Below are 20832 nucleotides of genomic sequence, written 5' to 3' on the forward strand. Positions count from 1 at the left end.
TCAGGCTCCGTCCTCGCGCGAATACTGCGGCCAGTCTGCCGGAACGACGGTTCCGCGCAAACCGTGTTCGGCGGCCAGCGCGACGGATTCGTCGCCCAGCGGGTTCACGCCCGGCCCCTTGGCCAGCGCATGCGCGATGAGCACGTGCAGGCACTTGACCCGTTCGGGCATGCCGCCGCCGGTGAAATTTGTTCCCAGCGACTCGATCTCGTTGCGCTCGGCCAGGTAGCTCTCGTGCGCGGCGCGGTAGGCGGCGGCCAGCTCGGGGTCGTTCTGCAGGCGCTCGGTCATCTCGCGCATGACGCCGGCCGATTCCTGCCTGCTCGCCTCGGCGGTCAGGCGCGGATCGGTCAGGTAGTAGAGGGTCGGGAAGGGGGTGCCGTCGGGCAGCCGTGGCGCGGTCTTGACCACGGCGGGCACGCCGTCGGGGGTGCGATAGGCGATGGCGAGCACACCTCGGGGGGCGCGGCCGAGCTGCTCGGCGACGATCTCGAGGTCGCGGTCGGTCGGTGCGCTCACCGTGGTCCTTCCGGGGCGGGCGGGGCAGGCGGAACGGATTCGGCTGCCGGGTCGGGCGTTTCGGGTGCGGTCTCGGCGGGCGGGGGCTCGGCGATGGTGTGCCAGAGGTCGGTGTACCAGGGGTCGGGAGACTTGGACTGGGTCGGGCCGGACGGCCGCGGCGGGGCCTCGATGCCGGGGACCTGCACGATGTAGGGGGTTTCCCCCGGCATCACCAGGCGCAGCCGGTCCTTGGCCTCGGAACGGATGAAGGCCGGATCCTGTTGCTGCGCACGGCGATCGCGCAGGCGGGCCAGATCGGCTTCGAGTTCGCGACGCTCCTGGGCCAGTTCGGTGGCCTCGGCACGCTGGCTGAAATAGGTGCGCATCGGCACCGACAGGGTCAGCGCGAGCGCGCAGACGACCATCGCGAGGATGATCGCCTTGCCGCGGGACAGTCCCAGGATCGTGTGTTCGGACTGCTTGTCCGCACGGCGCGCGGCGATCTTGCGGGGTTCGGCGCGCAGCTTCTCCCCGGACTCGACCCGTTTGCGCGGACGCGCGGCGGACGGACGGGCCGCCGCCTCGGCATCGGCGCGGGGGCGGGAACGAGCGGATCGCGACGTGCGGCGGTCACCGCGCCCTGCCGGGCTGCTTCCGCGCGCACGTCGCTCCGTCATGAAACGTCCCGGTCCTTACCCTTCGAACGCGAAACGCGGGAACGCGACGTCGCCGGCGTAACGGGCGGAATCACCGAGCGCGTCCTCGATGCGCAGCAGCTGGTTGTACTTGGCGACGCGCTCGGAGCGAGCGGGCGCACCGGTCTTGATCTGACCGCTGCCCACAGCCACGGCCAGGTCGGCGATGGTGGTGTCCTCGGTCTCGCCGGAACGGTGCGACATCATGGTCTTGTAGCCGCTGCGGTGCGCGAGGTCGACGGCGTCGAGGGTCTCGGTCAGGGTGCCGATCTGGTTGACCTTCACCAGCAGCGCGTTGGCCGCGCCCTTGGCGATGCCGTCCTCCAGGCGCTCGGGGTTGGTGACGAACAGGTCGTCGCCGACCAGCTGGATCTTGTCGCCGATCTGATCGGTGAGCGCGACCCAGCCGTCCCAGTCGTCCTCCGACAGCGGGTCCTCGATGGAAACCAGCGGGTAGGCGGTGAGCAGTTCGGCGTAGAACTGCGCCATCTCCTCGGCGGAGCGGACGACGCCCTCGAACTTGTAGCCGCTGCCGGTGGTGTAGAACTCGGTCGCCGCGACGTCGAGCGCCAGCGCGACGTCGGTACCCAGCTTCAGGCCGGTCTTGGCGATGGCCTCGCCGATCAGGTCGAGGGCCTCACGGGTGCCGGCCACGTCGGGAGCGAAGCCGCCCTCGTCGCCGAGACCGGTGGACAGGCCCTTCGACTTCAGCACAGCCTTCAGCGCGTGATACACCTCCGCGCCCCAGCGCAGCGACTCCTTGAAGGTCGGCGCGCCGATGGGCGCGACCATGAACTCCTGGACGTCGACGCCGGTGTCGGCGTGCGCGCCACCGTTGAGGATGTTCATCATCGGGACGGGCAGCACGTGGGCGTTCGGGCCGCCCAGGTAGCGGAACAGCTCCAGGCCCGAGGACTCCGCGGCCGCGCGGGCCACCGCGAGCGAGACGCCGAGCAGGGCGTTGGCGCCCAGACGCGACTTGTCCGGGGTGCCGTCGAGGTCGAGCAGGACCTGGTCGACGGTGCGCTGTTCGACCGCGTCCAGGCCGATGACGGCCGGGGCGATCTCGTCGAGGACGCCCTCGACGGCCTTGAGCACACCCTTGCCCAGGTAACGGTCGCCGCCGTCACGCAGTTCGACGGCCTCGTGCTCGCCGGTGGAGGCGCCGGAAGGCACCGCGGCCCTGGTCAGGGTGCCGTCGTCGAGGGCGATCTCGACCTCGACGGTGGGATTTCCGCGGGAATCCAGGATTTCGCGCGCTCCGACCTGTTCGATGATGGCCACGAAAACGACTCTCCTTCGGCTGCTGGCACGGTGGGTCTGACGGGATTGAGCCGTGCGGTGCCGAGCCTAGCGCCCCCGCCGCGCACGAGGTAACCGGCACTCCGAGTCCCCGGACATCATCGATCCTCCCGAGACCGCCGGGCCCCGAGACCACCGTCTCGGTGATCACCGCCCCACGATCACCGTTTCCCCCGACAGCACCGGATGCCCCACCATCACCACGACTCACGGCCGGGCGCGAGCTCACACCCGGCGGCCCACGCTGTAGGCGGCGGCGCGATGGCGGACGGTGTTCATGTAGCTGGTCGACTGGTTGTAGGTGAGCACCGCCTGCTGCCAGCCGCCCTGCGAGGTGAGGTCTCCGCCGCTGGCGCACAGATAGCGGGCCGCGGTCAGCGCGGCGTCGTCGATGCTCTGCGGATCGAGCACCCCGTCGCCGTTGGCGTCCGCGGCCCAGCGCTGCCAGGTCTCCGGGATGAACTGCAACGGCCCGACCGCCCGGTCGTGGACGGGATCGCCGTCGAGCCTGCCGCCGTCGGTGTCGGTGATCGTCGCGATGCCGGGAGCGCCGTCGAGGGCGATGCCGATGATCGGCGGGCGCACGACGCCGTCGTCGTGGAGTTCGGCGTCACGGTGGGTGCCGTGCTTGCTCTCGACGCTGGCGATGCCGGCCAGCGTGGTCCAGGCGATGCCGCACCCCGGCCGGGACACGGCCATGACCGCGGCGGCGTAGCCATAGGCCTCCAGCGCGACGGTGGGAATGCGCAGTGCGCCGGACTGCTCCTCGGCCCAGTCGCGCAGTTGCAGTGCGGCGCGCCCGGGCGCGTTCACATCGATCCCCGGCAACGGCGTCCCCGGCCCGGGCGGGATGCCCTCCGGGATCGGCGGTTGTCCCACACCACATCCGGCGACCACCGCGGCCACCACCGCGGCGGCGGCGACGAGCGGAACGCCGGACTTCTTCGACATCACCTCTCAATAATGCCGATTTCGGCGGCGGGCGATGTGCCGGGCGATCACCGACCACCCGATGGCCGGGCAAATGACGCCGCAGAACCCCCGGGGGCTCTAGCCTTTCATGCGATTTCGCTATTTTTGGGCGACATTCTTAGGTAAGGCTTGCTTAAGCAGAGGTGACCGACTAACTTCGCATTCCATTCGCTCCCACCGCGTTTCGACCCTATGCGAAGAAGGGAACTCCCAGGTGAAAAGCGTTCTCCCCGAACGTAATGCGCTTCACCCACCGGAAATCGAACGACGCGAGCTCTCCCCGGCCGCCGCACACGCCGTGCGCGCGCTGGCCGATGAGATCTCCGACACACTGAAACTCTTACCCGGGGCCGCCGAACACAGCCGGACGCTGACCGACCCGGCACTGATCGATCTGGTGGACGAACGCGTCGGCGAACTGCCGGGGGAAGTGCGCGTCGCCGTCCGTCCGCCCGAAGGGCCGGCAGGCGCGGCGATCCTCGGCAGCCTACCCGTGTCCGACCCGAAACTGGGTGCCACGCCGAACAATTGGCGCGATGCTGCCCGGCTGGCGGGTGAACCGCGACATCGTGAATCGCTGAGCCTGGACATCGCGGTGCTGCTGCTGGCCCGGTGCGCGGGCGAACCGTTCGGCTGGGCGGGGCAGCAGGCGGGACGGCTGGTGAACAACATCCTGCCCACCCCCGGCCACGAACTCGAACAGTCCGGAGCCAGCAGCAAGACACTGCTGAGCCCGCACACCGAGGACGCCTTCCACCCGGATCGGGCGAATCTGCTCATGCTGGCGTGCCTGCGCAATCCCGACGCGGTGGGCACCACCGTATCCTCGGTTCTCCAGATCGATCTGGATGCCGCGGACCTGGCCCTGCTCGCCACTGCGACACTGCCGATCCTGCCGGACGTCTCCTACGGCGACGACCACCTCGGCAACCCCGCCCCGCCGCTGCCGACACTGTGGATCGAGGCCGGAAACGACGACACCGCAACACATCCCACGCTGCGCTACGATCCCGCGTACACACCGCTCGACGACGCCGATCCCGCCTACCGCCGCGCCTACGCCCGCTTGGGCGCGGAGCTGGAAAGGGTCTGTGTCACTGTCGCGCTGGCGCCGGGCGAGCTGCTGCTGGTGGACAACGATGTCGCCGTCCACGGCCGGGTGCCGTTCACCGCGCGGTACGACGGCACCGATCGCTGGCTCAAACGGGTCAACGTCCGCGTGCCGGATCGACGGCGGCACCGGGCCGAGGCCGACGAGAATGGGTACGGGCAGCAGATCGTTGCTCCATTCGGATCAGCCCCGTTCCGGACACGGGCCGGCCGAGCGGTAGCAGAGCGGGAAACGACATCTGATGGACGAGGACGCCGTGAACACTCGTGACCGGAGCACGCCCCTGCGCGTGCTCAGCCGCAGCGATCTGGCCGACGTGCCGATCACTCCCGGCGAAGTGGTCCGCGCCGTCGAGGACGCGTATCTGGCGTTCGCGGCGGGCGATTCGGACAACCCGCGCAAGCTCAGCGTGGCGAATCCGGACGGCTGGTCGGTCGCCTACGCCATGCTCGGCCGCGACGGCAGGCGGCGGGTGGTCGCCATGAAGACCAGCTACAAGTTCGATCCGGGCCACGACCGCAGCACCAAGCGCTACTACACGACCATCACCCTCTACGACGACACCAACGGCGCGCCCATCGCCATGATGGACTGCGCGCGCGTGGGCGCCCTGCGCACGCCCGCGGTGTCGGCGCTGCTGGTGCGCGAGACCGTCCGCCGCGGCGCCGAGAGCGTGCTGCTGATCGGCACGGGCACCCAGGGGCGCAACGCGCTGCCGCACCTGCTTGCGGCGAATCCGCAGTTGCGCAAGCTGATGGTGTACGGCACCCATCCCGAAGGGCTGGCGGCGGTGCATCGGCAACTGGCCGAGTACGACCGGCACGCGCTGCTGGAGACGGTCGACGATCCGCGGGCGGCCGCCGCGAGCGCCGACGTGGTGCTGGCCACGGCCGGGCCCGGCACCGAAGTCGCGCTGGAGGCCGAGGATCTGGCGCCCGGCTCCACCGCCGTGCTGGTCGGCTACGGCCTCGCCCCCTCGGCCCTGGGGAAGGCCGACCGCGTGATCGCCACCAGCGCCGAGCAGATGCGCCTGACCGGCACCGACATGGCCGGTCCGGACGGCAGGCTGCGCGAGGTCGACGCCGAACTACCGCGCATCCTGGACAGGCGCGCGGTCGGCCGCCGCGGCGACGAGGAGAAGATCTTCGTCTACAACAGCGGCCTGGTGCTCACCGACATCGCCGTCGCGCACGCCCTCGCCGAACTCGCCATCTCCCAGGGGCGCGGCACGGAGGTCGCCCTGTGGGACTAGAGACCGCCGTCGATCTCGCCGCCTCCGGGGACATGGTCCTCTTCGAGGTCGACCCGGCCCACCGCGTGGCCCCACCCACGGACACGCCGGAAGTCGTTCCGCCTCCCGACCCGGAACCGGAACCGCTGCCCGATATGACCGAGCCGCTGCCGATTCCGGGGTGGCCGCCCACCGCCGGCGGGGCGACGATCACGGCGGCCCCGATGCCCGCCCGGCTGGACCCGTGGGAGGAGCGCATCCTCGCGGATCCGAATCTGCTGGGCGACATCGCTTTCGCGGTCGGCACCCCGTTCCACCTGATGTATCCCGCACGGGTGCGGCGCAATATCGCCGAGTTCCAGCAGGCATTCGCCGCGGCCGGGGTGGACGGCGTCGTCTACTACGGAAAGAAGGCCAACAAGGCGGCGTGCGTGGCGCGGGCGTGCGCCGAGCAAGGCGCCGGTGTCGACGTGTCCAGCGTCGGCGAGCTGACGGCGGCGCTGGCGCAGGGGGTGCGCGGTGACGAGCTGATGGTCACCGGGCCCGCGAAGTCGGCGGAGCTGATCTGGCTGGCGTCCCGGCACGGCGCGCTGATCGCGATCGACGCGCTCGACGAGCTGGACCGGCTGATCGGCGCCGGGATCGCGGCGCGGGTGTTGTTGCGCGCGTTGCCGGAAGGGACGGACAGCCGCTTCGGCATGACCGGCGCCGAACTCGACGAGGCGGTCGAAGTCCTCGCCGGACAGACGGAAGTCCGCCTGACCGGGTTCAGTTTCCACCTGTCCGGCTACGACGCGGCGGCGCGGGCCGTGTTCGCCGCCGAACTGGTCGGGCGGAGCCTGCGCGCGCGCGAACGCGGCCACGAGATCACCGTGCTCTCCATCGGCGGCGGTTTCGGCGTGGACTACCTCTCCGCCGACGCGTGGGCGGAGTTCACCGCGAATGCCGAGGACACGTGGTTTCACGCGGGCAAGTCCTTCGGTACGTATTACCCGTATCACTTCCCGGTTCCCGGTGCGGCCATGCTCGGCGCGATCCTGGCCCACGACTGTCCGCCCCCCGCCGGTACGGCTCGCGCGAGCCTGGCGGAAATCCTGCGCGACAACGGTATCCGGCCGGCCGTCGAGCCGGGCCGGGCACTGCTCGCACACGCGGGGAGCACCGTTTTCGGAGTGCGCGGCGCCAAGACCCGCCACGCGCACGGCAGTCCCTACCGGCTGCTGACCGTGGACGGCACCAGCCTGAGCCTGTCCGAGCAGTGGTTCGCCAGCGAGTACCTCCCCGACCCGCTGCTGTGGCCACCACGCCCGGACGCGGCCCGCTCCCCCGCCGAGCCGACGCCGACCAGCGTCGGGGCGGCGAGCTGTCTGGAATCGGACATGCTCAGCTGGCGGCGCATCCCGCTGCCGCGCCCCGCCGAGTCCGGCGACCTGCTGGTCTACCCGAACACGGCCGGCTACCAGATGGACTCCAACGAGTCCGCTTTCCACGAACTACCCCTCCCGCCGAAGGTCGTGCTGCACGAAGCCGACGGCGACCGGTTGCGCTGGGCTCTCGACGCCCGCTGAGCGCGCCCCACCCACACACCACACCACCATCGGTCACGCCCGCGCGCCGATCAGCCGCGCCGTGACCGGGCCCTGCCCGAGGAGACAGCCATGCCGCTCGTCACGCGCGTGACCGACCTGATCGGCCGCACGCCCCTGTTCGAACTCGCCGCCACCGATTCCGGCACCCGGTTACTGCTCAAGCTCGAGCAGTTCAACCCGACCGGCGCGGCCAAGATCCGGATGGCCCGCGAAATGGTCCTCGACGCGGAGCGTCGCGGGTTGCTGGAAGTTGGCGGACATATCATCGAGTCCACATCCGGCAATACCGGACTCGGCCTCGCGGTGGTAGCCGCCGAACGCGGGTATCGCTTCACCGCGGTAGTCGATCACCACGCCTGTAAGGACAAACTGCGCGCGATGCGAGCGATGGGTGCGGAGCTGGTATTCGTCGCCGACGACGGCGACGACAACCTGGCGACCTCGGCCAGGGAGGATCTGGCCGAGGCGATGGCCGCCGGTCGGGCGGGCGCGTATTTCACCGAGCAGCACAACAACGACGCCAACGCGGTCGGCTACTACCCGGTCGCCGAAGAATTGCTGGAGGACGTCGAGCGGGTCGACATCCTGCTCTCGGCGGTGGGCACCGGCGGCTCGCTGTTCGGCACCGCCACCCGGCTGCGCGAGCTGGGCTGCCCGCCACGAGTGATCGGCGTGGAGCCGGTGGGCTCGATCGCCTTCGGCGGACCGGGCGGGCCGTACTGGCAGTCCGGCACCGGCACCCCGCCCGGCGCGACCATCGGCACCGCCGTGGACTACACCCTGCTCGACGAGGGGGTGAAGGTATCCGACGTCGACGCCTTCGCCACCGCCCGCGCGGTGGCCGCCGAGCTCGGGCTGATGATCGGCGGCTCGGCGGGCGGCTCGGTGTTCGTCGGACTGGAGCGGCTCGAGCAGTTCCCGCCCGGCTCGACGGTGGTCACCATCGTCTGCGACGGCGGCGAGAAGTACCTCGACACCGTCTTCGACGACAGCTGGATGGGCGCGCGCGAGCTGCTCGATCCCGCCGCCGAGGAACGGGTGCGCGCCATGTTGCGCCGGTACGCCCCCGCCGCCCGGCGGCCGGATCTGGCGGAGGCACGATGATCGAGTGCGGAGAATCACGTTCTCGCAAGGGCCGCCATAACTTAGGGTTGGTTTACCTAATCGACCTCGGCTTCGGTGGGGCGCCGGAGCCGACCGTTCACAACGAGGTGGACAGATGAATCTCGGCACGTTCACCCCGGACGGGCGCCGGCTCGCCGCGCTGGCGACGCCGATCGCGCTCACCCAGCTGGCCCAGGTCGCCGTCTCCACCACGAATATCGCGCTGATGGGCACGCTGGGCGTTCGCGAGGTCGCGGCGGGCGGCCTGGCACTGGTGCTGTTCAACCAGATCCGCACCATGTGCGTCGGCCTGATCACCGGCACCGGCAACCAGGTCGCCGCGGCGGTCGGCGGGGCGAGCAAGCGGGGCGAATCCGCGCACGACGAGGTCCGTGAGATCGTGCGCGCCAGCTTCCTCGTCGCCACCGCGGCCGGCCTGCTCGGCGGCGCGCTGCTGATCGGGCTCGGCTGGTCGTTGCAGTGGCTGGGCCAGGATGCCGGGGTGCTCGCCGACGCGCGTCCGCTCATGGTCGCGCTCGCCCCCGGGCTGCTGCCCTGCCTGTGGTTCCAGGTGTTGCGTCAGTACACCGTCGGCAGGCAACGGCCGCAGGCACTGCTGACGGTGACGCTCGGCTCGATCGCCCTGAACCTGGCGCTGGCCCTGGTCTTCATGCACGGCTGGGCGGGTCTGCCCGCCCTCGGCCTGACCGGCATCGGCGTGGCGACCTCGCTGGTCTTCCTGATCACCTGCGGTGTCTTCTGGGCGATGGTGCGCCGCGACGACGAACTGGCGCCGATGCTGTCGGTCCGGCCGTGGCCGGTGCGCCGCGCCACGGTCGTCTCCGAGCTGCGACTCGGCACGCCGATCGCGCTCACCTACGGATCCGAAGCGGGCATGTTCTCGGTGCTGGCGCTGGTCATGGGCACCATCGGCCCGGCCGCGCTGGCCGCCCACAATGTCGTCTACCAGATCATCTACATCGTGTTCCAGGTCGCCATCGGCCTCTCGCACGGCGCGTCGATCCTGGTCAGCCGAGCGGTGGCCCGCGACGAACACGAGCGCGCCCGTGCCTTGGCGTGGCTGGCGCTGCGCTGGGCGGGCATGGTCGCGGTGGTGACCGGCGCGGTGTACGTGCTCGCGCCGCAACTGGTACTGCGGCCGTTTCTGGCCGCCGACGACATCGCCGGCCTGGAGGTCGCGCGCACCCTGCTGCTCATCGGCATCGTGCTGCAGTTCTTCGACGCCGCCCAGAACATCGGCACCGGTCTGCTGCGCGGGTTGAAGGAGACCGGCGCGGGCTTCCGGCTCTCGGTGATCGGCTACTGGGGCGTCGGCCTGCCGACCGCGCTGCTGCTCGCGCTGCCCCTCGGCCTCGGCGCGGCGGGTGTCTGGTGGGGTCTGACCGCCGGACTCGCGGCGACCGCCGTGCTCATGCTGCGGCGCTATTTCGCACTGCTCGACGAACGCGCCCGGCCACGGCCGCGGCGGGTGCCGCAGGCCATGGCCGGGTAGTTCGTACTCGGGTCGGGCGAGCTCAGACGTTCACGCCGTAGTCCCGGGCGATGCCGCCGAGACCCGAGGCATAGCCCTGACCGATGGCGCGGAACTTCCACTCGCCGCCGTGCCGGTACAACTCGCCGAAGATCATCGCGGTCTCGGTGGACGCGTCCTCGGACAGGTCGTAGCGGGCCAGCTCGGCATTGGTGTTGAGATCGATGACGCGGATGTAGGCGTTGCGGATCTGCCCGAAGGACTGGCTGCGCGCGTCCGCGTCGTGGATGGAGACCGGGAAGAAGATATTGGTGATCGACGGCGGGGTGGCCGCCAGATCGATGTTGATCGTCTCGTCGTCGCCTTCGCCCTCACCGGTGAGGTTGTCACCGGTGTGCTCGATGGTGCCCTCCGGGGAGCGCAGATTGTTGTAGAAGACGAAGTGCTGGTCCGACAAGACCTTCAGGTTGGGACCGCACGCCAGGGCACTGGCGTCGAGGTCGTAGTCGGCACCCGTGGTGGTGCGGACATCCCAGCCGAGGCCGACGGCGACCTTCGTCAGATTCGGGGCCTGCTTCGACAGCGAGACGTTGCCGCCCTTGGCCAATGTGACGCTCATGATCCCCTTTCCGTCCGCGCATCCTCACGCGGGGTTTTCGTTGTGACAGTTTTCAATTGGGGTTCTCGGCCCAGTCGCGCAACGTGGCGACCCGGCCCTTCAGCGCGTTGAGCTCGGACTCGTCGAGCACGGTGCGCTGAATACCCTGCGCCACCGAGAACGCGGACTGCCGGTGATCGTCGATCACGGTCACATCCAACTGCACGGCGACGTAATCCTGTGCGCCCGGCATCTCCTCGGCGATCACCTTCGCCTCGCCCCGCGCGCACAACGCCACATCCCCGCCACCGAGGACCAGCAGAGCGACTTCCGGACGCTCCCGCAACCGTGCCAGCGAACCCCGGTCGGACTTCAGCGAGATCAGGATGCGGCGGTCACCGGCGCGCACCGGCCAGGACACCGGGATCGCGTGCGGCGCAGGATCCGTCGTGACGAGCACGGCGATGGTCTCCTGCGGCCACTCCGGTAGCACGTCCAACTCCGGATGATCGGATGTCACCTTGGTCACCTCGTGGGATCGTTGTGCGCGGCGGGCTGTGCCGCACAGTGCCAGTCTAGGTCGATGCCCGCGCTGCGCGCTGACGCATCGGAGCTCACGGATCCGCCCAGTCGACCAGCACTACCACACCGACCCGCGGTCCGGGTGGGTGATCACTGCGATTGACGGACTGTTCGCACCGGTGCATCATTCGTAATCGACGCCCTGTTCACGGGGCGTTCATCGATTGCTGGCCGATGGCTGTCCGGCTTTTGCGTGCTGTTTTCCCTGCCGCGCCCGGGCCGTCCTTCTTCGTTCCGAGCCGGCCGGAAGAACCGCACCCCCGTCGACGACGCGCTGTGCCCGCCGCACAGCGCCCTGCCGTGAGTGAGGTGAGAACGACATGGTGTACCGACCGTCGGGAGCAAGGGGTTCGACCGGCCCCGTAGCGGGCAATCTCGCCTATTCGCAGGCAGCGGTGGCGGATCTGATCTGGTTGCGCGAGCAGCTCGCCGCCGCCGCGGTGCCCTTCCTGCTGGTGCGCGACCACGATCACCGCCTGATCCTCGCCGCCGACGCGGCGCACCGGGAGATCGCCGACCGGGTGACGGCCGCCGCCATGGCCGCCGGATTCTTCTGCGACATCGCCCCGTCCGGCGTGCTGCGCCTCGGCCGCGACCTCGATCCGGCCCACCACGTCGAGCTGGAACTGTGGGAATACCACGGCGACACGGTGTCCTGCCCGCGCCCGAACGCCCTGACCCGCACGGTGTTCGACCTGGCCGACGTGGAGTTCACCGATATCGCCCTGTTCGACCACCGATGGCCCACGCCGGCCGGCATGTTCGCACCGCAGGCCACCGACGTCGATTTCGACATCGACATCGTGTTCTCCTGGGTGGACGGCTCCGATCCCGAACTGCGCGCCCGCCGTGCCGGGATGATGGCGCAGGTGGTCGTCGGTGAGGGCGACGACGCCGATGCCAGAATCCGCCAGATCGACGAGTTGCGCTACGCGCTGCGCTCGGTGGACAAGAACGCGCCGTGGATCCGGCGGATCTTCATCGCCACCGATTCCCGCCCGCCCGCCTGGCTCGCCGACCATCCCAAGGTGACGATCGTGCGCGCGGTCGACCACTTCGCCGACACCTCCGGACTGCCCGTCTTCAATTCCCACGCCGTGGAGAGCCAGCTCCAGCACATCGACGGGCTCAGCGAGCATTTCCTCTACTCCAACGACGACATGTTCTTCGCCCGCCCGGTGCGGCCGTCGATGTTCTTCACCCCCGGCGGCATCAGCCGGTTCGTCGAGGCCGATCTGCGCATCGGGCCGGGCACCGGCAACGAGCGGCGCAGCGGCTACGAGAACGCGGCCAGGGTGAACCGGGCGCTGCTGGCGCAGCGGTTCGGCCACGTCATCACCCGCCATCTCGAGCACACGCCGGTCCCGTTGCGCCGCAGCGTACTCCGGGAGATGGAAGAGCAGTTCCCCGAAGATTTCGCCCGTACCAGCCACAGCCGCTTCCGCGCCGCCACCGACATCTCGGTGACCAATTCGCTCTACCACTACTACGCGCTGTTCACCGGCCGCGCGGTGCCACAGGAGGCCGCGCGCTTCCGCTATGTCGACACCACCCTGCGCAAGGGACTCGCTCTGCTCGACGAGATCGCCGAGCGCCGTGACCTGGATTTCTTCTGCCTCAACGACAGCAGCTTCCCGGAGATCACCGAATCCGAACGGGTGCGCGAGGTCTCGCGCTTCCTGTCGGACTACTTCCCGGATCCGGCGCCGTGGGAGCGGATCATCGAACCGTCTCGTCACCACCGTGTGGAGCCGACTGCCGGCGCCGCATGACCTGTGGAATGCGGGCCGCCGGGGCGATCACGATACCCTCGGCGGCCAGTCGCGCTGCCGCCTGCTCCGGGGTGGCGGGCTCACCGACGGTGGCGCCCGCGTCGATCGCCACCACCGAGTGCATGACCGTGTCCGGGTAGACGTGCACGAAGTTGAACGCCTGCGCGCCGTCGCGACCGCGTAGGCCGCCCTCGGCGACCGAGAGATCCTGGGTGTAGCAGCTGGCCGAGGCCACCGAGACCGGGATGCCGGCGAAGGTGGCGAAGGTCGAGAAGTGCACGTGCCCGGCCAGAATGGCGCGCACGTCGGAACCCCGGAGCACCTCGGCCAGCCTGCGCTGCTCGCGTAGTTCCACGGTGACGGCCAGATCCAGCAGGCACGGCACCGGCGGATGGTGCATGGCCAGGATGGTGCCGAACGGGGCGGGCTCGGACAGCACGTCGCGCAACCAGTTCAGCTGCTCGTCGGAGATCTCGCCGTGGTGGTGGCCGGGAACCGTGGTGTCGAGCGCGATGATCCGCAGTCCATCGATGGTGTGCACCTCGTCGAGCGGCTGACCGGTCGGCTGCGCGTCGAGCAGGCGGCGGCGCAGCGTGCGCCGGTCGTCGTGATTGCCCATGACCCACACCACCGGCGCGCCGACCCGCTGCGCGAACGGCTCGACCAGAGCCCGCAGCTTGTCGTAGGCGCCCGGCTCGCCCTGGTCGACCAGGTCGCCGGTGAACACGATCGCGGTGGGCCTGATCCGGCTCGCCTCCGCGTGCGCGATCAACTCGCGCAGGCGCTGGTCGGCATCCACCGCGCCGTACAGATCACCGTCGCCGGCGATCAGATGCGTATCACTGAAATGGAACAGTATGTGGTCGGGCCGCGGATACTCCGCGACTCTGTCGATCGGCACCGGACTGGCACCCCTCCCGGTGGCACCACCACCGTCGGCTTCGGGAATTCGACGCCAGAATATCGAAGTCCGGCCGACCGTTCTCCCCCAGGACGGTGACGAGTCGATGACCGATAGGTGATCGATATGGCCGTGGCGGGTCAGCCGGGCAGGTAGCGACGCCAGTCGTCCCCGCTCAGCGGAGCGCGCTCGCCGCGGTCGGATTCGGCCGCGTCCTCGGCGGCGCGGATGTCGCCGGCGAAGGCGAGCGCGGCCTTGCGGAGACGTTCTTCGGCACTGTCGGGGCCGCCGAGATGGACCACACGCAGCGTGTCGGGCACCAGGTCGGCGGGCAGTCCCGCGGCGATGCCGCGCGAGACGACCTTCTCGGCCAGCGCGAGAGCCGGCTGTGCGAGAGCGATCCCGTCGAGGCAGGAACGCCGGGTCTTCTCCGCGCGTTTGCGCTCCTGCCAGGCGCGTTCCTGCGCCTCGATCTTCTCCTCGATGGTGGCCTCGGGGTCGATGACCGGGTCGAGCAGGTGCGGGCTGCGGTTGACCAGCTTGGCGACCAGGGCCGCGGCGACGTCGTGGACGGTGAACTCTCCTGCCGCCTCGGCGATCCGGGAATGGAAGAGCACCTGCAGCAACAGGTCGCCCAACTCTTCCTTGATGGTCTCGGCGTCGTTCTCGCCGATGGCGTCGAGCAGTTCGTAGGTCTCCTCGAGCAGGTACGGGCGCAGCGAGTCGTGCGTCTGGGTCACCTCCCAGCCGCCGAAGCGCCACAGCCGGTCCATCACGTCGACCGCGCCGGCCAGCCCGGCGGAGATCAGCTCGACATCGGCGGAACCGCCGGGTTCGTTCAGCGTCATCGCGCGACCGTCGCCTCGGTCGCCACGCTGAGATCCACCGCGCCCTGCGCCTTTCCGTCCAGGGCGAGCAGCAGGTCGGCGATGAACTGCAGCAGCCGCACGTCGCGCACCCGATCGGCGCCGACACTGTCCTGCACCCGCGGCAACGGCAGCTGGACGACGCCGCTGGCGGCCTTGTAGGTGGCGTTCGGATAGATGCGCGCGAGCCGCAACTGCTTGGAGTCGGGCAGGTTCAGCAGCGGGGAGATCTTCACCGTGGTGCCGGTGACGGCGATCTCGGTCACGCCGTACTCCCTGGCCAGCAGGCGCAGCTTGGCCACCGACACCAGGCGGCCGACCTCCACCGGCAACGGGCCGTAGCGGTCGACGAGTTCCTCGACCACGGCGGCCAAGCCCGAATCGTCCTGGGCGGCGGCCAGTTTGCGGTAGGCCTCCAGGCGCAGCCGGTCGCTGGCGATGTAGTCGGGCGGGATATGCGCGTCGACCGGCAGATCGATGCGCACCTCCTTGACTTCCTCGGTGGTGATCGGCTTGCCGTCGGCGGCGGCGCGGTAGGCCTCCACGGCCTCGCCGACCAGCCGCACATACAGGTCGAAGCCGACGCCGGCGACGTGCCCGGACTGCTCGGCGCCGAGCACATTGCCCGCGCCGCGAATCTCCAGGTCCTTCATGGCCACGGCCATGCCCGCGCCGAGATCGGAGTTCTGCGCGATGGTGGCCAGCCGGTCGTAGGCGGTCTCGGTGAGCGGCTTCTCCGGCGGGTAGAGGAAATAGGCGTAGCCGCGTTCGCGGGAGCGCCCGACCCGGCCGCGCAGCTGATGCAACTGGGAAAGCCCAAGACTGTCGGCACGCTCCACGATCAGAGTGTTGGCATTGGAGATGTCCAATCCGGTCTCGATGATCGTCGTACACACCAGCACGTCGAATTCGCGCTCCCAGAAGCCCTGCACGGTGCGTTCGAGGGTGTCCTCGTTCATCTGGCCGTGCGCGACCACGACCCGCGCCTCGGGCACCATGTCGCGAATCCGCTTGGCCGCCTTGTCGATCGAGGACACCCGGTTGTGCACGTAGAACACCTGGCCGTCACGCAGCAGTTCGCGGCGGATGGCGGCGGTGACCTGCTTGTCGTTGTAGGCGCCGACGTAGGTGAGCACCGGGTGGCGCTCCTCCGGCGGGGTGAGGATGGTCGACATCTCGCGGATGCCCGCCAGGCTCATCTCCAGGGTGCGCGGAATCGGGGTGGCCGACATGGTGAGCACGTCGACGTGGGTGCGCAGCGCCTTGATGTGCTCCTTGTGCTCGACGCCGAAGCGCTGCTCCTCGTCGACGATCACCAGGCCGAGGTTCTTCCAGCGCACGCCGGTCTGCAACAACCGATGCGTGCCGACCACGATGTCGACCTCACCGTCGGCCATGCCCTGCAGCACCTCGCGGGATTCGGCCGGATCGGTGAAGCGCGACAGGCCCTTCACGGTGACCGGGAAACCGGCGACGCGCTCGGAGAAGGTCTGCAGGTGCTGCTGGGCGAGCAGGGTGGTCGGCACCAGCACCACGACCTGCTTGCCGTCCTGCACCGCCTTGAAGGCCGCGCGCACCGCGATCTCGGTCTTGCCGTAGCCGACGTCGCCGCACACGACGCGGTCCATCGGCACGGGCTTCTCCATGTCGGCCTTGACGTCGGCGATGGCGGTCATCTGGTCGACGGTCTCGGTGAAGGCGAAGGCGTCCTCCATCTCCTTCTGCCACGGGGTGTCCGGGCCGAAGGCGTGGCCGGGCGCGGCCTGGCGGGCGGCGTAGAGCTGCACCAGCTCGCCGGCGATCTCGCGGACCGCCTTGCGCGCTTTGCGTTTGGTGTTCGCCCAGTCCGAGCCGCCCAGCTTGGACAGGCTCGGCATCTCGCCGCCGACATAGCGGGAGAGCTGGTCCAGCGATTCCATCGGCACGAACAGCCGGTCGCCGGGCTGGCCGCGCTTGCTCGGCGCGTACTCGATGACCAGGTACTCCCGGCGCGCGCCGCCGACGGTGCGCTCGATCATCTCCACGAACTTGCCGATGCCGTGCTGATCGTGCACGACCATGTCGCCGGCGCTGAGAGCGAGCGGATCGACCTGGTTGCGGCGCTTGGCCGGCAGCCGCTTGCCCTCGCCGGGCGCGGTGACGCGATTGCCGGTGAGATCGGATTCGGCGACGACCACCAGATTCGCGTCGTCGAAGATCACGCCGTCGTGCAGCGAGCCGCACAGCACCCCGACCACGCCGGGCTCGGGCTCGCCGCCCGGGGCGAGCGAGGCCGCGGGCACATCGGCGTCGGCGAGCCGCTCGGAGACGCGCTGGGCGGTGCCGTGCCCGGCCACGACCACCACGGCGCGGCCGCCGGTGGTCACATGGGCGCGCAGCGAGGCGAAGATGGTGGCGACGAGTTCCTCGGAACCGCGCGCGGTCGGCGCCTGCTGCACCGGCAGCACCACCTCGGCCGGATCGCCGGAGGCCAGCGGGCTCAGCGACCACCAGGGCAACTCGTGCTCGAGTGCGGCCTCCGTGATCTGCGACAACGGACGGTAGGAGGAGGCGGCGAGGTCCAGCCCGCCCGCGCCGAGCGGCGCGTCCGCGCCGAAGGAGGCCGCCGTCCAGGACGCCTCCAGGAACTCCGCGCCGGTGCGCACCAGGTCGGCCGCCCGGGTGCGGATCTTCTCCGGATCGCACAGCAGCACGTGCGTGCCCTCGGGCAGTTGCTCGGTGAGCAGCCGCAGCTCACCGGGTTGCAGCACCGGAAGCAACGCCTCCATGCCCTCCACCGGGATGCCCTCGGCCAGCTTGTCGAGCATCTCGACCAGAGCGGCATCGGCCGCGTTCTCCCTGCCGACCTCGGCGGCGCGTGCGCGCACCTGTTCGGTCAGCAGCAACTCCCGGCACGGGGTGGCGACCACGGCGCCGACCTCGACATCGGCGAGCGACCGCTGATCGGCGACCGAGAAGGCACGCACCTGCGTCACCTCGTCGCCCCAGAACTCCACGCGCACAGGGTGATCGGCGGTCGGCGGGAACAGATCGAGGATGCCGCCGCGCACCGCGAACTCGCCGCGCTTGCCGACCATGTCGACGCGGGTGTAGGCGAACTCGACCAGCCGCTCCAGCAGCTCGTCGAAGTCGAGTTCCGCGCCCTCGCGCAGCACGATCGGCTCGATATCGCCCAGACCGGCCGCCATCGGCTGCATGAGCGAGCGGACCGTGGTCACCACCACCCGCAGCGGCGGGAACTCCGGGTCCTCCGGGTGGGCCAGTCTGCGCATCACCGCCAGCCGCCTGCCCACGGTGTCCGCGCCGGGCGAGAGCCGCTCGTGCGGCAGGGTCTCCCAGGACGGGAACTGGGCCACCGTGTCGCCGAGCATCTCGGTCAGCTCCACGGTGAGATCGTCGGCCTCGCGTCCGCTCGCCGTGACCACCAGGACCGGCCGTTTCCCCGCCAGCGTCGCCGCCACGAACGACCTGGCCGCCGCGGGCGCCACCATATCGACCGACGATGTGCCGACCAGATCGGACACGGTGCGCAACGAAGCGTCGGCACCGGCGACCGCGGCCAGTCCGGCGAGTGGTGGACGAGACGTGGACATCAACGACTCCTGAACTCGGGTCGGGCGCTCCAGCACAGCCAACCGAGTGTAATCACCGCATCCTCGCGGCGATCCTTCCGCCCCGCGGTGCGGGCGGCGACGGCGGGTGCATCGCTCGGCGCGGCCGCCACTCGCCGGCGGAATTCACGGCGGCCTGCCGCGGTTCCCAGGACAGCACCTTTCGGAGCGCGGCGGTTCGCAGCGCCGCAGAGAAGAGACGACCATGGATCACAACGGAGCCGATGGCAGGCCCCCTGCCGCCACTCCCGCACAAGACGTCCGTCACGACACTTTCACTGTGACGCGGCGTTTCGACGTGCCACCCGCTTCCGTGTTCTCGGCGTTCGCGGACGAGCAGACCCGCAGACGCTGGTTCGCGCTGCCCGGCTCGAGCGTCGCCTACCGGCACGAGTTCCGCGTGGGCGGCGGAGCGGACGCGCGCAGCGTCTTCACGGTGCTCGACTCGCCGCCGGAAGAGCTGCACTACCGGTCCCACTATCTCGACATCGTGACCGATGAGCGGATCGTGTTCGTCTACGGGTCGACCGTCGACGATGTGCTCCGGTGGACCGCACTGGCGACCGTGCTGATCGCCGACGACGACGGCGGCAGTTACCTCAGCTGGACCGAGCAGGTGGCCTTCCTCACGCGTACCGGAGACGGCAGCGCCGACCTTCCGCATCTGCGTGGCGCGACCTCGCTACGCCTCAACGGTCTCGCGTCCGTTCTGGAGCCGCACCGCGGCAGCGCGGGCGGCATGATCCGGCGGCTGCCCTAGGGGACGTAGCGACGCAGGCGGCGGGCGGCGAATTCGCGGAAGTAGGAGAGCTTTTCGGGGGGAACGATGGCGGGCAGCAGGAAGTACCAGGCCCGTTCCATCCGGGCCGCCATCTGATCGATCGACTCGGTGCCCACGGCGACGATGTGGACGCCCGAGGCCACCTCGTGCAGCAGCATCCCGACCGTCGCCGGATCGAGGTCGGGCTCGAGGTCGCCCTGGGCGATGGCCCGCTCGGCGAGCAACTGGTAGGTCTCCGCCCAGGTCTTGGAGATGTTGTCGCCCTGGGCGCCCTTGTAGTCGCCGATCTGGTGGGTCAGCTTGAGCATGGCGCCGACCATCGGATCGTTCATCGACAGGTCGGCCACGACGTAGGTGATGCCGATGCACGCTTCCAGCGCAGGCACCCTGGTGTCGAAGAATCCCTGGCAGGAGCTGATCAGTCGTTCGTTGCCCTGATCGACCACGGCACGGGCCAGCTCTTCCTTCGAGCCGAAGTGAAAGTACAAGGCGCCCTTGGTCACATTGGACTGAGCGATGATCTCGCTGAGGCTCGCGTTGGCGTAGCCCAGCCGTAAGAAGACATCGGCAGCACCCGCGAGTACGGAATCACGGGTGATCTCCGCGCGCGCTTGCCTAACCATCAGATCCGCCTGTCATCACTGAATCCAGCCATCCTGAAGTAGACCGACATCCTGAACTAAGACCGACATACCGCCCGAACAGCACCCAGAGGTTGGGAGAACCGTACCACCAGGTAGGCGCAGGGCGACCAATTCGAGCATCCATCCGGAGATGCACTGCTATCCGCTGGTTACCACCGACCGCCTCAGTCCGCCGCGGATCCGGTAGGCCATTCCGAATCGAGCTGGGGATCGGACTCGAGGCCCATCAGACCGTTCCAGCACAGATTCACCAGGTGCGCGGCGACCACTTCCTTGGGCGGTTCCCGCACGTCGAGCCACCAGGTCGCGGCGGTGGAGACCATACCGACCAGCGCCTGGGCGTAGAGCGTGGCCAGAGCCGGATCGAGGTCCCGACGGCCGAAGTCGCCGGCGAGGATATGGGCGACCTCGTTGACGGCCTCGTTGAGCAGGCTGGAGTAGCGGCTCTCCTCGCCGGTACCCGTCCCGGCCTGGTCGCGGACCAGGATGCGGAAGCCGTCGGTGCGCTCCTCGATATAGGTGAGCAGCGCCAAGGCGACCTGTTCCAGGCGAACCCGCGAGCGGTTGCGGGTGAGCGAGGAGGTGATCATCTCCAGCAGCATCGACATCTCGCGATCGACCACGACCGCGTACAAGCCCTCTTTACCGCCGAAGTGTTCGTACACCACCGGTTTGGAGACCTGCGCCCGCTGGGCGATCTCCTCCACCGAGGTCGCGTCGTACCCGCGCTCGGCGAACAGCGAACGACCGATCTCGATCAGTTGCTGACGCCGCTGGGTTCCCGTCATCCGCAGGCGCGGCGCCCGGTTCGGCTCACCCGAAGACACTGGTCCGCCTCTCGCGTCTCATGACCGGACGGCGAGGTCACCGGTCCCGATCGCCACTCACGCACCGGGGAGCGATGCGGCACATACCCCCGGCGCCTCGGTGTCGACCCTACCGTCCGGTATGCGGCGCGTCGGGCCACCCCGCCGCTGGACGGCGATCCGACCGTGCGGCGGTTCGACTCGGGACGGGGTCTCGTGCGAGTATTTCACTCGTGCCGAGGCACAGCGGCGGGCTCGCCAGCATCCGCCGGTG

18 protein-coding genes are annotated in these 20832 nt (G+C 69.7%); 7 read left to right on the forward strand and 11 right to left on the reverse strand.

The window, feature by feature from the left end; genetic code table 11:
- The 4 genes from ON26_RS22505 to ON26_RS22520 form a co-directional block, all read right to left on the reverse strand.
- Window positions 1-519 carry a DUF501 domain-containing protein gene (locus tag ON26_RS22505; RefSeq protein ID WP_040798240.1) on the reverse strand — a complete coding sequence of 173 codons (519 nt, stop codon included), beginning with the start codon at window positions 517-519 and terminating at the stop codon, window positions 1-3.
- Complete coding sequence (locus tag ON26_RS22510; protein WP_040798243.1) at window positions 516-1178, reverse strand: FtsB family cell division protein; 663 nt, start codon at window positions 1176-1178, stop codon at window positions 516-518. Before ON26_RS22510 ends, ON26_RS22505 begins: the two co-directional genes overlap by 4 nt.
- Before the next feature lie 15 nt (window positions 1179-1193).
- Window positions 1194-2480, reverse strand: coding sequence for a phosphopyruvate hydratase (gene eno, locus ON26_RS22515; RefSeq protein WP_040798246.1), 1287 nt, complete (start codon window positions 2478-2480; stop codon window positions 1194-1196).
- Between the two features lie 243 nt (window positions 2481-2723).
- Entirely contained in the window at window positions 2724-3449 is a 726-nt protein-coding gene (locus ON26_RS22520) for a lytic transglycosylase domain-containing protein (RefSeq protein ID WP_040798249.1), read from the reverse strand.
- Between the two features lie 109 nt (window positions 3450-3558).
- Here ON26_RS22520 and ON26_RS22525 point away from each other — a divergent pair, with 109 nt between their 5' ends.
- The 5 genes from ON26_RS22525 (at window position 3559) to ON26_RS22545 (ending at window position 10018) form a co-directional block, all read left to right on the forward strand.
- The gene (locus tag ON26_RS22525) at window positions 3559-4851 is read left to right on the forward strand and encodes a TauD/TfdA family dioxygenase (protein WP_245545980.1); all 1293 of its coding nucleotides are present in this window, start codon (window positions 3559-3561) and stop codon (window positions 4849-4851) included.
- Entirely contained in the window at window positions 4823-5833 is a 1011-nt protein-coding gene (locus ON26_RS22530; RefSeq protein WP_174375433.1) for an ornithine cyclodeaminase family protein, read from the forward strand. Before ON26_RS22525 ends, ON26_RS22530 begins: the two co-directional genes overlap by 29 nt.
- On the forward strand, window positions 5824-7380 hold the full coding sequence (locus ON26_RS22535) for an alanine racemase (protein WP_306307252.1): 1557 nt from the start codon (window positions 5824-5826) through the stop codon (window positions 7378-7380). The genes ON26_RS22530 and ON26_RS22535 overlap by 10 nt, the downstream gene beginning before the upstream one ends.
- A 90-nt stretch (window positions 7381-7470) precedes the next feature.
- Entirely contained in the window at window positions 7471-8505 is a 1035-nt protein-coding gene (locus tag ON26_RS22540; RefSeq protein WP_040798254.1) for a PLP-dependent cysteine synthase family protein, read from the forward strand.
- A gap of 115 nt (window positions 8506-8620) precedes the next feature.
- Complete coding sequence (locus ON26_RS22545) at window positions 8621-10018, forward strand: MATE family efflux transporter (RefSeq protein WP_040798257.1); 1398 nt, start codon at window positions 8621-8623, stop codon at window positions 10016-10018.
- 22 nt (window positions 10019-10040) lie between these two features.
- On the opposite strand, the gene ON26_RS22550 is transcribed toward ON26_RS22545, so the two are convergent.
- Window positions 10041-10616, reverse strand: a complete 576-nt coding sequence (locus tag ON26_RS22550) for a TerD family protein (RefSeq protein ID WP_040798261.1) — start codon at window positions 10614-10616, stop codon at window positions 10041-10043.
- 52 nt (window positions 10617-10668) lie between these two features.
- Window positions 10669-11124, reverse strand: a complete 456-nt coding sequence (locus ON26_RS22555) for a hypothetical protein (RefSeq protein ID WP_040798264.1) — start codon at window positions 11122-11124, stop codon at window positions 10669-10671.
- 373 nt (window positions 11125-11497) lie between these two features.
- On the opposite strand from ON26_RS22555, the gene ON26_RS22560 reads away from it, so the two are divergent.
- Window positions 11498-12949, forward strand: coding sequence for a stealth family protein (locus ON26_RS22560; protein WP_040798267.1), 1452 nt, complete (start codon window positions 11498-11500; stop codon window positions 12947-12949).
- Here the strand turns inward: ON26_RS22560 and ON26_RS22565 are convergent.
- The 3 genes from ON26_RS22565 to mfd form a co-directional block, all read right to left on the reverse strand.
- Entirely contained in the window at window positions 12897-13850 is a 954-nt protein-coding gene (locus ON26_RS22565; RefSeq protein ID WP_169333760.1) for a phosphodiesterase, read from the reverse strand. The two genes, ON26_RS22560 and ON26_RS22565, sit on opposite strands and share 53 nt — an antisense overlap.
- Before the next feature lie 140 nt (window positions 13851-13990).
- Window positions 13991-14698 (reverse strand): nucleoside triphosphate pyrophosphohydrolase, encoded by a 708-nt coding sequence (locus ON26_RS22570; protein WP_051027372.1) that lies wholly within the window; start codon window positions 14696-14698, stop codon window positions 13991-13993.
- The gene (gene mfd, locus ON26_RS22575; protein ID WP_040798270.1) at window positions 14695-18309 is read right to left on the reverse strand and encodes a transcription-repair coupling factor; all 3615 of its coding nucleotides are present in this window, start codon (window positions 18307-18309) and stop codon (window positions 14695-14697) included. Before mfd ends, ON26_RS22570 begins: the two co-directional genes overlap by 4 nt.
- Before the next feature lie 298 nt (window positions 18310-18607).
- Between mfd and ON26_RS22580 the strand changes: the two genes are divergently transcribed.
- A complete protein-coding gene (locus tag ON26_RS22580) occupies window positions 18608-19087 on the forward strand; it encodes an SRPBCC domain-containing protein (RefSeq protein WP_218000620.1) in 480 nt (159 codons plus the stop codon).
- Here the strand turns inward: ON26_RS22580 and ON26_RS22585 are convergent.
- Window positions 19084-19731, reverse strand: coding sequence for a TetR family transcriptional regulator (locus ON26_RS22585; protein WP_040798272.1), 648 nt, complete (start codon window positions 19729-19731; stop codon window positions 19084-19086). The two genes, ON26_RS22580 and ON26_RS22585, sit on opposite strands and share 4 nt — an antisense overlap.
- Window positions 19732-19916: 185 nt before the next feature.
- Window positions 19917-20540 (reverse strand): TetR/AcrR family transcriptional regulator, encoded by a 624-nt coding sequence (locus ON26_RS22590; protein WP_040798276.1) that lies wholly within the window; start codon window positions 20538-20540, stop codon window positions 19917-19919.
- Window positions 20541-20832: the final 292 nt, after the last annotated feature.

The sequence above is a fragment of the Nocardia higoensis NBRC 100133 genome, from assembly GCF_000308595.1.
Classification (GTDB): domain Bacteria; phylum Actinomycetota; class Actinomycetes; order Mycobacteriales; family Mycobacteriaceae; genus Nocardia; species Nocardia higoensis.

Coding starts and splice junctions, on each gene's coding strand:
- ON26_RS22560 (WP_040798267.1), top strand. CDS start 11,498: ATGGTGTACCGACCGTCGGGAGCAAGGGGTTCGACCGGCCCCGTAGCG.
- ON26_RS22585 (WP_040798272.1), bottom strand. CDS start 19,731: ATGGTTAGGCAAGCGCGCGCGGAGATCACCCGTGATTCCGTACTCGCG.
- ON26_RS22530 (WP_174375433.1), top strand. CDS start 4,823: ATGGACGAGGACGCCGTGAACACTCGTGACCGGAGCACGCCCCTGCGC.
- ON26_RS22550 (WP_040798261.1), bottom strand. CDS start 10,616: ATGAGCGTCACATTGGCCAAGGGCGGCAACGTCTCGCTGTCGAAGCAG.
- ON26_RS22545 (WP_040798257.1), top strand. CDS start 8,621: ATGAATCTCGGCACGTTCACCCCGGACGGGCGCCGGCTCGCCGCGCTG.
- ON26_RS22570 (WP_051027372.1), bottom strand. CDS start 14,698: ATGACGCTGAACGAACCCGGCGGTTCCGCCGATGTCGAGCTGATCTCC.
- ON26_RS22520 (WP_040798249.1), bottom strand. CDS start 3,449: ATGTCGAAGAAGTCCGGCGTTCCGCTCGTCGCCGCCGCCGCGGTGGTG.
- ON26_RS22540 (WP_040798254.1), top strand. CDS start 7,471: ATGCCGCTCGTCACGCGCGTGACCGACCTGATCGGCCGCACGCCCCTG.
- ON26_RS22525 (WP_245545980.1), top strand. CDS start 3,559: ATGCGATTTCGCTATTTTTGGGCGACATTCTTAGGTAAGGCTTGCTTA.
- ON26_RS22590 (WP_040798276.1), bottom strand. CDS start 20,540: ATGACGGGAACCCAGCGGCGTCAGCAACTGATCGAGATCGGTCGTTCG.
- mfd (WP_040798270.1), bottom strand. CDS start 18,309: ATGTCCACGTCTCGTCCACCACTCGCCGGACTGGCCGCGGTCGCCGGT.
- ON26_RS22510 (WP_040798243.1), bottom strand. CDS start 1,178: ATGACGGAGCGACGTGCGCGCGGAAGCAGCCCGGCAGGGCGCGGTGAC.